Source organism: Staphylococcus massiliensis (assembly GCF_043186315.1).
In the GTDB taxonomy this organism is placed as follows: domain Bacteria; phylum Bacillota; class Bacilli; order Staphylococcales; family Staphylococcaceae; genus Staphylococcus; species Staphylococcus massiliensis.
On record NZ_CP171119.1, the window covers coordinates 871243 to 888596 of the forward strand.

The 17354-nt window shown below is 38.9% G+C and carries 10 protein-coding genes; 5 read left to right on the top strand and 5 right to left on the bottom strand.

Annotated features, from left to right (window positions below; all coding sequences use genetic code 11):
- Nucleotides 1-30: 30 nt before the first annotated feature.
- Genes efeO through ACF3N8_RS04060 form a run of 3 tightly spaced genes read left to right on the top strand, consistent with a single transcriptional unit; the run spans nt 31 to nt 3798 of the window.
- Nucleotides 31-879, top strand: a complete 849-nt coding sequence (efeO, locus tag ACF3N8_RS04050) for an iron uptake system protein EfeO (protein ID WP_238101712.1) — start codon at nt 31-33, stop codon at nt 877-879.
- Nucleotides 876-2096: an iron uptake transporter deferrochelatase/peroxidase subunit gene (efeB, locus tag ACF3N8_RS04055; protein WP_026048999.1), complete on the top strand. Its 1221-nt coding sequence runs from the start codon at nt 876-878 to the stop codon at nt 2094-2096. The genes efeO and efeB overlap by 4 nt, the downstream gene beginning before the upstream one ends.
- Nucleotides 2077-3798, top strand: a complete 1722-nt coding sequence (locus tag ACF3N8_RS04060; RefSeq protein WP_238101209.1) for an FTR1 family protein — start codon at nt 2077-2079, stop codon at nt 3796-3798. The genes efeB and ACF3N8_RS04060 overlap by 20 nt, the downstream gene beginning before the upstream one ends.
- A gap of 278 nt (nt 3799-4076) precedes the next feature.
- On the opposite strand, the gene ACF3N8_RS04065 is transcribed toward ACF3N8_RS04060, so the two are convergent.
- Together ACF3N8_RS04065 and ACF3N8_RS04070 are read right to left on the bottom strand one after the other, a co-directional pair.
- Nucleotides 4077-4799 carry a twin-arginine translocase subunit TatC gene (locus tag ACF3N8_RS04065; protein ID WP_392450429.1) on the bottom strand — a complete coding sequence of 241 codons (723 nt, stop codon included), beginning with the start codon at nt 4797-4799 and terminating at the stop codon, nt 4077-4079.
- Nucleotides 4780-4980 (bottom strand): twin-arginine translocase TatA/TatE family subunit, encoded by a 201-nt coding sequence (locus tag ACF3N8_RS04070; protein WP_009382955.1) that lies wholly within the window; start codon nt 4978-4980, stop codon nt 4780-4782. The genes ACF3N8_RS04065 and ACF3N8_RS04070 overlap by 20 nt, the downstream gene beginning before the upstream one ends.
- A 306-nt stretch (nt 4981-5286) precedes the next feature.
- On the opposite strand from ACF3N8_RS04070, the gene ACF3N8_RS04075 reads away from it, so the two are divergent.
- Together ACF3N8_RS04075 and mqo are read left to right on the top strand one after the other, a co-directional pair.
- A complete protein-coding gene (locus tag ACF3N8_RS04075; RefSeq protein WP_238101711.1) occupies nt 5287-6144 on the top strand; it encodes a Spi family protease inhibitor in 858 nt (285 codons plus the stop codon).
- A 301-nt stretch (nt 6145-6445) separates the two neighbouring features.
- Entirely contained in the window at nt 6446-7948 is a 1503-nt protein-coding gene (mqo, locus tag ACF3N8_RS04080) for a malate dehydrogenase (quinone) (protein WP_009382953.1), read from the top strand.
- Nucleotides 7949-7992: 44 nt separating this feature from the next.
- Here mqo and ACF3N8_RS04085 read toward each other — a convergent pair whose 3' ends face one another.
- From ACF3N8_RS04085 to ACF3N8_RS04095, 3 genes are all read right to left on the bottom strand, one after another.
- Entirely contained in the window at nt 7993-11349 is a 3357-nt protein-coding gene (locus ACF3N8_RS04085; protein ID WP_238101710.1) for a G5 domain-containing protein, read from the bottom strand.
- 30 nt (nt 11350-11379) lie between these two features.
- On the bottom strand, nt 11380-15009 hold the full coding sequence (locus tag ACF3N8_RS04090) for a putative mucin/carbohydrate-binding domain-containing protein (protein ID WP_238101709.1): 3630 nt from the start codon (nt 15007-15009) through the stop codon (nt 11380-11382).
- An 888-nt stretch (nt 15010-15897) separates the two neighbouring features.
- On the bottom strand, nt 15898-17232 hold the full coding sequence (locus ACF3N8_RS04095) for an IS1182 family transposase (protein ID WP_103370597.1): 1335 nt from the start codon (nt 17230-17232) through the stop codon (nt 15898-15900).
- Nucleotides 17233-17354: the final 122 nt, after the last annotated feature.

The window sequence follows — 17354 nt, forward strand, 5'->3', positions numbered from 1 at the left end:
TTGATAACAATTATCAATTAGAGGTGCAACATGAAGAAACTTACATCATTGTTATTAACATCCACGTTGTTGCTAGCAGCATGCCAAAACACTAAAGAAGCAGAGAAAAAAGAAGAGAAGCCCGAAGCGCCTAAAGTAAATAAAGATATGATGGCTATCACGTCACAATATAAAACATTTACGATCAAGGAAATGGATGCTTTTCTAAAAGGTACTACAGAATTCACAAATGCCGTTAAACAAGGGGATACAGAAAAAGCTAAGGCACTGTATCCGAAAGTACGCATGCATTTCGAACGTTCGGAACCTGTTGCTGAAGTTTTTGGAGACTTAGATCCAAAGATTGATGCACGCTTAGCTGATCTAAAAGAAGAAAACAAAGCGGATTCTTGGTCAGGATATCATAAGATTGAGAAAGCGCTTTTCAAAGATAAAAACTTAGATGGCATGGACAAAGTAGCCGATCAATTACTTCAAGACACGAAAGAATTACGTGCTAAAGTTGAGACCGTTGACATGACGCCGAAACTCATGCTTCAAGGTTCGATAGACTTATTAAATGAAGTTTCGACTACTAAAATAACTGGAGAAGAAGAAATCTATTCACACACAGACTTATATGATTTCAAAGCTAATATTGAAGGTGCTGAGAAAATCTATCAATTGTTTAAACCACTTTTAGATAAGAAAGACAAGACTTTAAGTTCCAGTATCGCTAAAGAATTCGACAATGTGAATCAATTGCTTAAGAAATACGAAACTGAAGATGGTGGTTATGTTAGCTACACAACCCTAACTAAGGAAGAAACGAAATTATTGGGTGAAGCTGTAAATGGATTAGGTGAACCGCTCAGTAAGATGGCGGTCGTTTTAACATGAGTAAAAATGAGAAACTAGAGCGGACTTATAGTAGAAGGTCGTTTCTTAAGATGCTAGGTATTGGCGGGGCAGGTCTTGTTATCAGTTCAAGTGGCATCGGGCAAGCCCTGTCTCATGCTTATCATAATTCGCCAAAAGATAAAAAAGCCGATCGATATGCTTTCTACGGAAAGTATCAAACTGGCATTATTACCCCTCAACAATCACATGCTTATATAATAGTTTTGAATTTAAAGCGATATAATGCTGAAGATGTCCAAAGTATGCTTAAAGCATGGACTCAAATGTCTAATAAGCTCATGTCAGGGCAGCGAATCGGTAGCTCAAAGCAATACAAGTTTGTGCCACCTGATGATACTGGTGAAACCATTGGTCTTAACACAGCTCAATTAACGCTTACATTTGGACTAAGTCGTGATGCATTAATTAAGTTAAAAGTGAAAGATAAAATTCCTGATGCATTCGTTGACTTACCCCATTTTCCAAAGGATCAACTCGATCGTGCATATACAGGTGGGGATATCCTTATTCAAGCTTGTAGCAACGATTTACAAGTGTGCTTTCATGCGATACGCAATTTAATACGACCATTTAGGCACCTCGTCCAAATACATTGGGGTGAAACAGGGTTCGTTTCTCAAAAAGGTAATGAAACACCTCGAAATCTAATGGCGTTTAAGGACGGTACTGTGAACCCTAAGGATCAACACGCGTACAACAAACACGTCTTTATACCAACAGGACCATTCAAAAATGGGACGTATATGGTGTTGAGACGTATTCAAATGCATCTTGAAACTTGGGATCGTACAGCGTTAGAAGAACAAGAAAATACATTTGGACGCTATAGAGAAAGCGGTGCACCTTTAGGTAAGAAAGACGAATTTGATACACCTGACTTAGACTTAAAGACTCAAAAAGGTGAATATGTTATTCCTCAAGATGCACATATTCGACTCGCTAAGGAAAGTAAGCAAAAGATTCTCAGACGCTCATATTCTTATGCAAATGGTTTAAGTCCCATAACGGGCTCGATTGATAGTGGTCTATTATTCATTAGTTTCCAAAGAACGCCGCAACAATTCATAGACATTCAGAATCGTTTAGGTCATCAAGATAATTTAAATGAGTACATTACACATCGAGGTTCTGGTTTATTCTTAATGTTACCAGGTGTCCCGAAAGGAGGGATACTGGGTGAAACGTTATGGCATTAGAACGATAAGCTTGATCTTATGTTTGATGTTTCTAAGTTTAAATCTATTTGAAGTTCAATCAGCTTCAAATTATCAAGAGATTTACATTAAGATAACTGAAGCAAGAGTAGTCATAGATGATTCAACGACGCGATCAAAGGTGGACGATGCCTTTAACGACATTAAAGCCGCCATTAATAAAGATCCTGATTTAAAAGCCCATAAAAAACTTCAAGAGACTTTGAAAGCACTTAACGTAGATTCAAGTACAACCGAACAAAATGAAACGTTAACCAACATCACGAAGATACTTCTGGAATTGGAACAAACTAGCGCTAAAAGTGAGTCAGATAACCACGATGTAAAGATTGGTCAATTACAAAGCAATTTAGAAATGCATAAGAAAGCTTTTACACAAAGTCTAGATATTAATGATGAAGAAGGGTTAAAGAAAGCCAATTCTGAATTAAATCGTATTTGGACTAAATATGAAAGGTATATCAGAGATAAAAATATCGAAAAATATGGTCAAATTGAGATTAAACTTTTTGAAATGAGACGATTAGTTGAGGGTGGCAAACCTGAAACTAAGAATGTGTTAGCTTTATACGACGACATCATATCGGATGTGCGGGATGTAGAACTTAGTCGTCCTTCTCAAAGTAAAAATAATACGTACACAACTCAAACTTTATTGGAAGAGCTCGATGGAGCAATCAAGCATATTGAGAAGCATCAAGTTACTAAAGCGAAAAGCAACTTAAATCAATTTATGCGAATATGGCCCTATGTAGAAGGTGACATTCGCACTAAAGACCAAGGGCTTTATACGCAAATTGAAGCGGATATACCTAGATTTGCGGTCGTTTTAAATTCAGATAACCATGAGTCGGTTAAAAAAGATCTGTCGACTCTTTATAAAGATATTCAAAAAGTCGTTCATCATTCTGAGTATAGTTATATTGATGTGTCTCTTGTTTTACTGCGTGAGGGTGTAGAAGTCATTATCATTGTGATGTCTTTAAGCTCGATAACGCGAACTTTGAACTCGAGAAAAGGTACCGTTCTTCTGTATTCTGGTAGCGTTATCGGTCTGTTACTTAGCCTAATTGGCGCTTATGTATTGATAAGTGCTTTTCAAAATAGCGGGATCTTAAGAGAGAGTTTAGAGGCCTTTATAGGATTAATTGCTGTAATCTTAATGTTTATTGTCGGTATTTGGTTACATCGTCATGCATCAAGGAAGCAATGGGAAATTCTAATCAACAATCTCAATCAACAAGCATTAGACCACAACAAGTTGTGGTTGTTCGGTGTCATCGGTTGTATGAGTGTGTTAAGAGAAGGCGTAGAAACAATCGTATTTTATTTAGGTATGATTGGTCATATTTCATCAAAGCAATTGGTTTTAGGAATTATATTAGGGCTCTTAGTTTTAGTAGGTTTCTCAATTGCTTATAGATTTTTAATTAAATGGATACCGATTCGATACGTATTTAGAGTTTTAAGCATACTTATGTTAGTACTCGCTTTTAAGATGATAGGTGTAAGCATTTACCAACTTCAAATACTAAACTTTATTCCGAAACACGTAATAGAATCATTACCTACTATATCAACTTTAGGCTTATTTCCTACTGTAGAAGTTGTATCAGTTCAACTCATTTTTATCTTGATTACATTAGCATACGTCTTTGTTCATCAAAGGAAGTTAGATTCTTAAATAAAGGGTCTTAGACATAATACTACAATTCCCTTAAACAGCATGCTTTCCTGGGGCGTGGCTGGAGCCTGTAGTCTCTAAAGCCCAACTCAAACTTTCAGTTTGTTAGTTGGACTTACAAAGTAGCAATGCTACTTTGTACCACGCTTAAGCCCCGGCTTGCTTAGCTTGATAATTTGCTTGCGCAAATTTCTGTGCCGGGGACCCCACCCCTAGGAGTCAGCTGTTTTGGAAATTGTATCAAATAAAGCTTAAATGCTCTATTTCACTACTTATGTCTAAGACTCTTTTATTTTTATGTAAAATATCGTCATTTCGTACAAAGTAATCATGATTATAAAGAACGATAGATGCATTACGAGATCAGGTGGCGCAAATAAGCTACTTAGAATCAAACATACAAAGTAAACATATTTACGTTGCGAACTCAGATCGTTACGTGATAATACGTCTATTTTTACTAAAAAATGCGTGATCAACGGAATTTGAAATAGTAATCCAGTTAACAAACTCAAATAAAGTAAATTTAATAGATATGCTTGTATCCCCCATATTGGCTTTGTACCTAAAAGACTTGCTATGCTAAGGCCCCAATTAAATATTTGCGGATATAAGATGAAATAATTAAGTAAAATACCGCCTAAAAACGAGCTGATGCTTTGAGCTGATTTAATCATTATTGTGTTTCTTTCGGAGGGTTTTAAACCGGGTGAGATAAAACGCCAGAAGAGTAGGGTTGCATATGGAAATATTACAATGAATGATAGACTTATAAGTATTAAAAGGTAAGTTACGATTATCTCGTTTAATGAGAAAGTATTCAAATGAACATGCGTATTCCAAAGCAAAAGTTTGATAAGTTTATGTAGCCATAGTCTTGATGTCAAAAATATTATGACGAAGATGACTAAAAACGCTAAAGCTACTCTAATGAGAACTGTACGTAATTCATCTAGGTGCTGATAAATCGTTAAATAGAGATTATCTTTTGGGATTTGAATCCGTTTCGTCTATATCTGAAGTGTCTTTTTCTGTAGCTTGACGTAGTTCACGTATCGTATTACCAATAGCGCGTCCAAATTGAGGTAGCTTTTTCGGGCCGAAGATAATTAATGCGACAATACAAATTAAGATAAGGCTTGTCGGACTAGTGATGCCTAAGTTCAGTGATGTTATGTTCATAGTCTTAACTCCTTAAAGGTGATTTAAATATATATTACCACGCTTAAGATGTTTTTACATTTAAATAATGGGAAATTAAAGTAACCTAGATACCAAATTTTGTCATTAATATTACAATATACTTGTTTAAACGTTAAAAATATAAATGGCTTTTTAAAAGAATGTAAAGTTTAATCGGTGTAATGGCGAAATGGCGCAAGATATTATAGAATGGCAAACAAGTTGGTTATGATGCAAGGTTTTTAAAACATATACATAATGACTTGCATGTAATCACGTCTTAAAAAATCATGGAGGTATGTAAATATGAAAAAAGTACTAGTAGGTTTTTTAACATTATCTTTAGCTTTAGCAGCATGTAACAATGGTGAAGAAGGTAAAGACAAGAAAGAAGAAGGCAACAAAACGGAAAATAAGGAAAGCAAAGATTCAAAAGGTGACGCTTCTAAAGAGGATAGCAAGGACAGCAAAGATAGCAAAGACAGCGAATCAAGCAAAGACTCAGAAAAATCATCTGGCGAAGGTTCAGATAGTAAATCAAGTGATTCATCGAGCAAAGATTCTGAAGGTAAATCTGGCGAATCTTCAAGCGATTCAAGTGATTCAAGCTCATCTTCAAAAGAAGATAGCGACTCAAGCTCTAGCTCAGATTCAAGTTCTAATTCATCATCAAATGGTAGCAATGGTTCACAAGCAGCTAGCGGTGCAGCAGCAGGTGGCGCGGCAGCAGGTAGCCAAGCTGGTTCAGGTCAAGATGCACAAGCAAACCAACAAGCACAAGCAAACCAACAGTCTCAAGCGCAGCAAGCTAACGCTCAATCTCAACAATACGCAGTAGCTGATGAAAACGCTATGGCGACAAAGCGTGCTTATGTAGCACCATTTAGCAGCCAACAAGCTCAACCTGTTTCAGGTAGCATCACAGGTAACACTGTAGACGAAAACCAAGCGTTAAAAACATTACCTAACTTCCAAAACTCATTAAACAAAGCTCAAGCAGCTGTAGGTCAAAATAAAGTTTACAACGACTACAGCATCCAAGGTCAAGAAAACGCGTATAGCTATGTATTTAGCTTCAACAACCAAGACGGTACTTACTCAATCGTTTCAATTGACCAACAAGGTACTGCACGCGTATTAGACCCAGCTTATTCAGTTCAATAATTGATTAGAACATCATCGTTCTAAACGCTTATCATGAGGGGCAATTTAATTGCCTCTCATTTTTCATGGGGAAAAGCCCTTTAAATACAATATCGTTAATTAAAAGATGTCATATTCGAAGCACTACACGTAGTAAGTGTAAAAACACACATCTTATATATCTAAATCCCTTTTTTAAATGTGAGATTAAGTTTATAATTAGAAGTGAATAAGTATTTTATCGATATAGTTTTAATTAATGCATATGATACGAAATTAATTGTATCTGTTTAATGTACAAGAAGGGGGTACTGTATTTGTTATGAATACAATACATAACAAAACAGATGTCATCTTAATCGGTGGTGGCATCATGAGCGGAACATTAGGAACATTATTAAAAGAACTATCGCCAAATATGGAGATTCGCGTTTTTGAAAGGCTATCAGAAGCTGCTCAAGAAAGTTCTAATGTATGGAATAACGCGGGAACAGGTCACTCGGCATTATGTGAATTAAACTACACATCTAAGAAGAAAGATGGCACGTTAGATATTTCTAAAGCAATCAAAATTAATGAACAATTCCAATTATCTAAACAGTATTGGGCTTTTCTAGTGGAAAAAGGCTACATTGATCAGCCAGAAAGCTTTATTAGAACAGTGCCACACATGAGCTTTGTTGAAGGTGTATTAAATGTTGAATTCTTAAAAGAGCGCGTAAACGCTTTAAAAGATAATCCATTATTCAAAGGGATGGACTTCACAGATGACAAAGATCGTTTAAAAGAATGGATTCCATTAATGATGGAAGGTCGTAAGTCACGTAAACCCGTTGCTGCGACTAGAGATCAATCAGGTACAGATGTAAACTTTGGTGCATTAACAACTAAATTATTAAATCACTTAAAGAAACAAAACGTTTCAGTTGATTACCAACATGAAGTTAAAGATATTAAACAACAACAAGATGGTACATGGATGGTTAAGGTTAAAGACATCGTGTCTAACCAAACAATCGTGTATGAATCTAAATTCGTATTTATCGGAGCAGGTGGCGCAAGCTTACCACTTCTACAAAAGACAGGAATCGAACAGTCTAAACACGTGGGTGGCTTCCCAGTTAGTGGTTTATTCCTTGTTTGTAAAAATAAAGATGTTATCGAACAACATCACGCTAAAGTATATGGTAAAGCTAAAGTTGGGGCACCGCCGATGTCAGTACCTCACTTAGATACAAGATATATTGATGGCGAACAATCATTATTATTCGGACCGTTTGCTGGTTTCTCACCAAAATTCTTAAAAACAGGTTCAAACTTAGACTTAATTAAATCTGTAAACAAAGACAACGTAGCGACAATGTTAGCTGCGGGCGCGAAAGAAATGGGTCTAACGAAATATTTAATACAACAATTGATGTTATCTCAAGAAGAGCGTATCAATGACCTTCGTGAATTTATTCCTAATGCTAAAGGCGAAGATTGGGAAGTATGCGTTGCTGGTCAACGTGTTCAAGTTATCAAGGACACTGAAGAAAAAGGTAAAGGTACGTTACAATTCGGTACAGAAGTTATCACTTCTGACGACGGTACATTAGCTGCGTTACTTGGTGCATCACCAGGTGCGTCAACAGCCGTTTCAGTTATGTTAGACATCATTAAACGTTGCTTCAAAGAAGAACACGATATGTGGGAAGATAAGATTAAAGAAATGGTTCCTTCATATGGAAAAGACCTTGCAACGGACGAAGATTTATTTAACGAAATTAACGAACGTATTTCTAAGAGCCTACGTTTAAGCGAAGGCGGTACATTATTAAGCTAAATTTAAGAAAATCCCGGGTACAGTTTGTACTCGGGATTTTTGTGTTATTGACGACGTTTACGTCGAGATTTGATAAACGTTATACCTAAAACAAAGGCTAATAGAGACCATAACGTCGTCTTATCTGATTGAGTTTGACCAGTTTCAGGTAAACTTTCTTGATTATTCTTGATATGTTTGTTGCTGAAAGATACATGTTCTTTATTGTAAGTTAGATGCGTTACCTGATTAAAAGTAGGGCTAACAAATTTCGCTTTAGGGTGTACAAGATTTGAAGTCGTATCTTCTTGCGTTAATCCAGTTTGCGTGATGACTGGTTTTAATGGCGTCTTTGTTTCACACATATTTGGTTTAACGGTAGAAGGGATCTCAGTCTCTTCAGTCTCTTCATCAGGTTTTGTTAAGTCTACGATAGGTTGTTGTGGTTCTTTAGGCTGTTCAACCTCAACTTTATCTTTCGGTGTTTCAGGTTTTGTAGGTTGCTCTGGTGTACCTGTTTCAGACGGCTTTTCAGTTGTAGAGATATCTTCTTTAGGTTGATCTGGCGTTTCCGCTTCAGTTGGTTGCTCAGTATTACCATTTGCCTCAGGTTTTGTTTCCTCAGTCGGTTGATTATTTTTAGCTGGATCTTCAGGTTTCACTTGTTCTGAAGGTTTTTCTGTTTCACCCGGAGCCTCTGGCGTTACGTCTTCAGATGGTTTCTCAGTTTTAACAGGTACTTCCGGTTGGACTGTCTCAGATGGTTTACTTTCCTCAACTGGAACTTCAGGTTTCGCTGGTTCTTCAACAGGCTTCTCAGGTTTACCCGCTTCAGTAGGTTGTTCTGCTTCACCTGGTACCTCTGGCTTCACTTCTTCACTCGGCTGATTCGTTTCCACTTGAGCTTCAGGCGTAACATCTTCACCAGGTTTTTCCGCTTCAACTGGCGCATCAGGCTTACTTTCCTCTGCAGGCTTTTCTGTCTCTAAAGGTACGTTAGGTTCAACTACTTCAGGTTTCACGACCGCTTCGCCGTATTCAACGATGCGATCAATGGCATCTGTTTGTTTTGATGAACGTGTTGCTTCTGTACGTGCACCCGTACGAGGGTCTACTTGATAAATCACGGTTTCTACAACTGAGCCTACACGTCCTTCTTGAACAACTTGTTCAACGCCCTCAGCTAATTGCTTGTTCACTCTACGTTCCGTTTTAAATGGTATTTCAGTGACATGGACTTCTTTAGCGCCAACAACCACAATGTGATCAACTGCATCAACGGTGTGTGTTTGAACAGTAGGGTTCGATAATTCACCTGTGTCAGCGTTCACATCATACGTCGTGATAGTTGTTGTACTTCCATCTACACCTTGTTGTTTTACTAAATCAGGTTCAGTGATAAGTTTTGATGTGTCTGCTTCATACACTGTATTGAATTTCAACGTTGCTGTAACTTGACTTTGGTTATCAACGCCAATGATTTGAACGATAGGGTCGTTTGAAGCATCGCTGTCTTGTGCATCTCCATTTTGCCCTGCTTGAATAATCGTCGTTGAACCGACTTTTTCATCTTCATTTGGTAATGCTTCGTATCTTGTGTCAAAAGCACTTGGGCCGTACTCTACGACACGATCGACCGGCGCGACCTCAGAAGTTTGTTCTGTTGGGTTAATACGTTCGCCCGTATTCGGATTTACGTCGTAAAGTCGTGTTGTAGTTAACGTACCAACCGTACCTTCAATTACTACCTGCTCAGCACCAACATCTAAATTCGCGTTGTAGCGTCTCACTGTTGTAAAAGGCACGTCCGTAACAATAACTTCTTTCGTGCCGACTAACACGATTTTGTCTGTGGCACTTACATTTGTCGTAGTAACATTAGGATTCGTTAAAGAACCTGTTGCAGGATCTACATCGTAAATGGTCTTTTCAATGGTAGAACCATTCGCACCTTCTTGAGACACGACGTTTTCCTCAGTTATTAAACGTGCGTCGTCTGCTTGGTATACCGTATTGAAAGGCACGTCCGTCATCACAACGGCTATATTATCGACACCAATCACTTCAGGAACAGGATCATTTGATGTATCAGAATCTTGTAAGTCGCCGTTCTGACCAGGCGTTATTACAGTCGTCGCACCTGTAGCCGCGTCCTCATTTGGCATTGCTTCGTATCTCGTGTCAAAAGCACTTGGACCGTACTCAACAACACGATTAACCGGCGCAACCTCAGTAGTTTGATCTGTCGGGTTAATACGTTCGCCTGTATTTGGGTTCACGTCATAGATACGTGTTGACGTTAACGTACCAACTGTGCCTTCAGTTACTACCTGTTCAGCACCAACATTTAAATTCGCATTGTAGCGTCGTATTGTCGCAAAAGGCACGTCCGTAACGATAACTTCTTTCGTGCCGACTAACACGATTTTGTCTGAGGCACTTACATTTGTCGTAGTAACATTTGGATTCGTTAAAGAGCCAGTTGCAGGGTCTACATCATAAATGGTCTTTTCAGTGGTAGAACCATTCGCGCCTTCTTGAGACACGATATCTTCTTCTGTAATCAAACGTGCGTCGTCTGCTTGGTATACCGTGTTGAATGGTACGTCAGTCACCACTACAGCAACGTTATCGACACCAATCACTTCAATCACAGGGTCGTTTGATGTATCAGAATCTTGTAAGTCTCCGTTCTGACCAGGCGTCACGACAGTCGTCGCACCTGTAGCTGCGTCCTCATTCGGCATTGCTTCGTATCTCGTGTCAAAAGCACTTGGACCGTATTCAACAACGCGCTCAACCGGCGCAACTTCAGTAGTTTGATCTGTCGGGTTAATACGTTCGCCCGTATTCGGGTTCACGTCATAGATACGTGTTGTCGTTAACGTACCAACTGTGCCTTCAGTTACTACCTGTTCAGCACCAACATTTAAATTCGCATTGTAGCGTCGTATTGTCGCATATGGAATCTCCGTTTCAATGACTTCTTTCGTACCCACTTCGATGACTTTCGTCGTCGGGTCTACTGTAGTTGTCGATGATGATGGAGCACTCAAAGCACCAGTACTTGGGTCAACGACATACGTTTCTGTTGTCGTTGTTAAACCGTTCGCGCCCGCTTCACGTACGACCTCTGGTGCGGTAATCAACGTATCATGATTGCCTTCGTAACGTGTTATGAAAGGTACTGTAGTTTCAGTAACACGAACGTTGTCTACGCCAATGACCTTTGAAGTAGGGGCAGTCTCGCTCACAACTCTAGTCGTTTGAAGTTTAGTATTTGTTTCAGTCACGCGTTCACCGTTCGCACCTTCAGTTAACACTGTTTCATTACCAGTTGCCTCATCTAAATTAGGATGTGCTTGATAAACGCTATCGAAAGGCAGAACTTCAGTCGACGTCGTAATCGGATTCGCATGCACCGTATAGAGATAAGTTGGCGCAGCGTCGCCTTAGCCTGTACTAAAGTAAACGTCCTCATTTGTCACGAGTGGTCGTGTAGGTGTAATCGTAACCGTGCCATCTGCGTTTGACGTAGCGGTACCTATGACTTGGTTACTCTGATCAAGCAACGATACAGTCGTATTCGGTTTCGTCAATACAGTAATCGGATCAGAACCGCTATAGAGTTCGTTATCATGTATGTCACCCGTGTTCGATACAATACTTACCACATCAGCTAAAAAGTCATCACCCATATTATTACCAGCAGTGATGTAGATTGATTCGCCAGGATTTAGTGGTGCTGTAAAAGGAAATTCAAAATCTGTCGTTTCTGCCGTGCTTTCAGGAACTTTAAACGTATTGAGTAATGTGCGTGAGCCGTCTAAACCAATTTTATAGGCTTGTAACGTTGTACCAGGTGTACCGGTTAAGTTGATTTTATCCGTATTCGGGAACAGCTCTGTCGTCGCACTCGTTAACACAACTGGTTTTACTTCATACGTTTTAGGCGGTGTCGTTTGATTGTCTTTTGAAGCGGTCACAATCACATTACGCGCAAGGTTCAAATTAGAGTCCGTTTCAATCGTCGCAATACCATTATCACCAACGACAGCTGTATAAGACGTTTGGGTATCTTCAATCGTCACGGTAATCGTAGAACCAGGTGTACCTTCAAGTGTCAATGTACGCTCACCTGCATAAATCACATCGTTCTCAGGGTTAGTCACAACAGGTTTTTTAAGATCCTCGATAAGTTCAACATTGACGAAGGCGTCTTTGTACGTTTCAATTAAGACGTTTCTTACTTCAGGTTCAAAGTACTGAAGATCGTGATATATAGCCGCAGTTTGTTTACGATAGTCATTCTCAGGATGAGCCGCCATATCCGCTCTCAGTTGATTTAATTCTTGTTCAATACTTTGGTAAACACGCGGGAATGGTGCGGGCTTACCAGGAACTTCTAAACCGTACTCCGTCATGACGTAAGTCGTATTCTTCTTACTACTATCTAAACGTGGCACTTCGGTTCTTGATTCATAATCAACCACCGCAAATCGGCTTCCCGGTTCAGCGTGATAAATCTCAATTAAATCACCGTGTTCGATATTTAACGTAGTGAGACGCGTCATGCCTTTACGCTCAACGTTACCAATGAAATCACGCTCATACTTAATTGTGCCATCTGGGGATTTAACGCGGATAGACGCGTATTTACCTAAACCATAGTAATCATGCGGCTTTCTTAAGCGATCATCTATTTCAAGCGTCTTGTTGCTAGGGTCATAAATCATAGACGCGAACGTGAGGTCACTTAACCCTTTCAATAGGACTTCCTCTTTATTACTAAACATATGTTCATCTAATGCTGGATAATCGAGTGTGACAGGCGTACTATCTTGGTCGCTTACGATGATGACATTTGTCTTAGGTAGTGCACCTGTCTCACTGAAAGGTGCACTAATTTTATAAGCACCAACAGGTACGTTCGTGAAAGTAGCCGTTTGATTCACGACCGGTGCTGTTGCGACGATACGATTTTTATCCATTAAATGTACGACGGCGTCATCTCTTAAAGTGTGTCCGTTTAAGTTAAGTGTAACGGTATTACTTCCCGTAATACCACTTGAACTGATAGCTTCAGTCGAAATGAGATCGTAAACGGTCTTCATCTGATGTTCTTGACGAATGCGTTCTCTTTCGGACGGGTCTTTTACCATAAGGGCCAAGTGATGAAGGATGGAGTGATTCTTTGAAAAGATACGTTCTCTTACATGGTCATTGATGTAAATACCATACATTTCAAGGTAAGGCACGATGTTGTAGTTAGATACACCGCCCCAATTCTCTGCAATCGTGTCATTAAGCGCAGTAACGCGTACGGTACTCGCATTCTCACGTAGTGATTTGTTGAAATCAATAAAGCCTTGAACACCCGTACCACGAACGAGTGTCGCCATCACGTTAAGTCGTTGCGGTAGGCCCATGTCCGTGTAAGTATAATTACCATTAGCAGCTTGCCACGTAGCTAATTCACGGGCTTGGTAACCATTCTGATCACCATGATATAACCAATCCGCATGCGTTCGGTCGACTGTCGATACATAAAGGTTCGCGAAAATATTATTCCAAACTTCGATTAAACCGATGTCACGTGCAGCAATTGTCTTCGTAATGAATCCGTCATATCCATGACCAACTTCATGTAGAACGAGCCATCCTTTTTGAAAGTAAGGCGTCACGTGTGTACTGTTCGTTCCAGCATAGTATGTACTATAGTAAGCAACGCCGTAACCTGTCTTATCAGGACGCACGAAATATTGTTGCTTGTTATCTCTATGAAATTCATTCGAGTTATCAAGACCGAGCCACTCATCGTACTTCGTAAGGATGTTCTTATAGTAATCTAAATTTTGATCAAAAGCGTTGGCGCTTGACGTAGGGTCACTTGGTGCTAAGTTTTTAACAAACTCACGGTCAAGTAATGGTACTAAAATTTTAACGTCTTCCGATTCCACTAATGCAAAAGGCGCCTGAGATCTTTCCCATTCTTGGTCAAACTGCGCTTTATCGCCACCATAGTAGTAGTGCGGCATAGGAATTTTATTGTCGTTCTCGATATAGTACTCAATACTAGCATCTAAGTTAGGGTCGTGTGGCGTTCTTAAGAACAGAGCTGCATTCGCTGGCGCATTAAAATGGTGCCATTGATTATTTAACGAGAACGTTAAACTTTTATCTTCTTTGTTACCGTGCGCGATTAAGTCAAGCTGTAAAGATTTACCAGGCACAACTTTAGTAGAACGCACGTACACGTTCGTATTAGCTGGGACAACGTAACCAAGGTTCTGACGTATGTGAAGTGTACCTCTTGTAACAGATACAAGACGCGTACTTGGCCAATCATCAGCTACATCTACCTTGACCGTATGAATTTCAGGCGTCGGTGGTGCGACCGGCGTAGGCGCTGGTGTCGTCGTGTTCGTTGTCGGCGTCGTTGTAGGTGTTGTCGTAGCTGTCGTTGAACGTGTCGCTGTAGCCGTGTTGTTAAGAGACGACGTCGCGTTAGTCGTGTTAGTCGTGGACGTTGGCGCCGTATTATTTGAACCGCTAGTTGTGTTAGTGGAACTTGCCGCGTTCGATGTTAATGTCGCGTCTACTGGATCCGATACTACACTACGCGCCGTTCTACGCGGTGCAGGTGTCGACGTTGTAGTTGCGTCGTGTGTAGAACGTGTAGCCGTACTCGGCGCCGTCGAAGTTGTCATCGCTTGATTCGTTTCCGTATAGCCTTGTGAAGCGGTAGGCGTAGAGCCCCTATTTTCAGAAGTGGTAGGGATATTCGATGCGACATTCGAAGCATCAATCGCGCTTTCAGTAGCAGGATTATCAACGTTTGTTGACGCTGTAGGCAGATCGAGATTGTTTAAAGATTCGACCGTAACTGGTCCTGTTTCTTCTATTGTAGTAGTCGTGTCGTTCGAGATAGGCGTCGTGCTCGAAGCTTGGTTCGTATCGGCACTCGTACTCGGCACCGTCTCACTTGCTTGAGCCGTCTGATTATAAACGCCAGTATAAATAATTCCCGTAATAATCGTACTCGTTGTGATGGCAATCGTTTTATGTTTATAAGGTTGCATAAAGCCAACTCCTTTAATTACTATATATAATATCAAACTAAGTTTATTACAATATTAATAGAAAGTCACTGAATTTTTTTGTGGGTTTAAAGTTTCTTATTTTCTCCCTCTTTGAAAAGCCCTTTAGATCCACGTACCGCTAGTGGGGGATTTACAAGATAAGTAGGACGTGTAGGAGAAAGAGGGTTTGAATTTACAAGACTTCGGAAACGTGTAAACCAAACGGCTCTAGATTTACAAGAAAACAGAAACGTGTAAACGAAACGGCTCTAGATTTACAAGACTTCAGAAACGTGTAAACGAAACGGCTTTAAATTTACAAGAAAACAGAAACGTGTAAACGAAACGGCTTCAAATTTACAAGACTTCAGAAACGTGTAAATGAAACGGCTTTGAATTTACAAGAAAACAGAAACGTGTAAACCAAACGGCTTTAATTTTACAAGACTTTAGAAACGTGTAAACGAAAGGGCTTTAAAATTACAAGAAAACAGAAACGTGTAAATGAAACGGCTTTGAATTTACAAGAAAACAGAAACGTGTAAACCAAACGGCTTTAATTTTACAAGACTTCAGAAACGTGTAAACGAAAGGGCTTTAAAATTACAAGAAAACAGAAACGTGTAAACGAAAGGGCTTTAAAATTACAAGAAAACAGAAACGTGTAAACGAAACAGCTTTGAATTTACCAGACTCTAAAAACATGTAAACCAACGACCCGCAATATCTCCAATTTCCAATAAAAAAAGAAACGACTGCCCAAAGCAGTCGCCAGACTGTAGACAAACTATCGTTATAGCATATAAAAAGTGTAACGGTAGTTTGTTTTTTTATGATTTTTTCGAAAATATGTATAAAATTCTTTAAAATAGAAGTCCTCACGGACTCTTATGTAAGCCACGTAGCTACTTTTTTCAAATTCATCGCAGCACAAGTAAACATCGTATCCATTGTCACCTTTCCTAAACCTCGAAAACGTGTCCATCTCATACCATGTTGCTCTTTAGCATCACCAAATCGTCTTTCTATTGTTTGGCTTCTCATTTTATATATTTTTTTAATTGAATCCATAAACCTTAAGTCTTCAACTATATCCAAATCATCTTGCCATACATGCCTTTGGATTTGTTTTTGAAACTGTTTATTTTCGGTACATTTACTCAATAATGGGCATTCACGACATGTGTCAGAACTTGACATATATAGTCTGTGTCCAGTGGGCATAGTTCTTTTGTAAGTTAAAAACTCATCATTAGGACAAATATAACTATCATAATATTCATCGTAGATGAAATCGCGATTTTTGAAGAAACCTTCTTTTCCTTTTGGCCGAGTATACGGCATCACGGGTATCATTAATTTTTCAATAAGATAGTGTGCGTTAGCTGGAGTCTTATAACCAGAATCAACTGCTACATATCTCGCCTTTAAACCTAATTTCTCCATTCTTTCTATCATAGGTTTCAATTGTGTACTATCATGGACATTTCCTGGAGTGACATGTGAATCTAAAATGAAGCCGTGTCTATCGACACATGCATGTAGCGAATAGGCAAATTGCTTTTCTCTCTCGCTCTTCACATAATAACCAGACTCTGGATCAGTTTTACTTTCTTTTATATATTTAGTTTTCACTTCCTTTTTCTTTTTTATAGGCTTTTTTCCATCGGCTTTTCTTAGAAGATTTACTTCATCATCCAATTCTTTTTGGTATGCTTTGGCTTCAATTTGAACAACTTTCTTAATATATTTATTTTTATTGGCATTGGCTTTAATATGAGTTGAATCGATAAAAATTTGCTCGGTATTAATAAGATCATTTTCAAAAGCAATTTCTAAGATGTGTTGGAAGATTTCTTCAAATACCTTATTATCATAAAATCGGCGGGTATAGTTTTTGCTAAAAGTACCGAAATGAGGGACTTTATCAAAGAATCCATAACCTAAGTACCATCGGTACGCTACATTAGTGTGAATTTCTTTTATAGTTTGTCTCATAGATTTAATACCGAATAATTTTTGAATTAGAAGGATTTTTACTAGAATTACAGGGTCTATAGAAGGTCTGCCATTATCTAAGCAGTATTTATCTTTCACTAAATCATAAACAAAGTTAAGATCTAAGACTTTTTCAACTTTACGTAACAAGTGATCATCAGGAACTAACTGAGATATTGAAATCATTTCAAATTGTTCTCTGTTATTGGAAGATTTATTTAGCATACTATCACCTCAATATCTTATTATTATTATTATACTAGAAATGGGCAAACAGGTTGTTATGTAAAATATTGAAAAATAAAAAATGCCGACAAGTCCGTAGGACTTTGTCGACAGTCTGACGA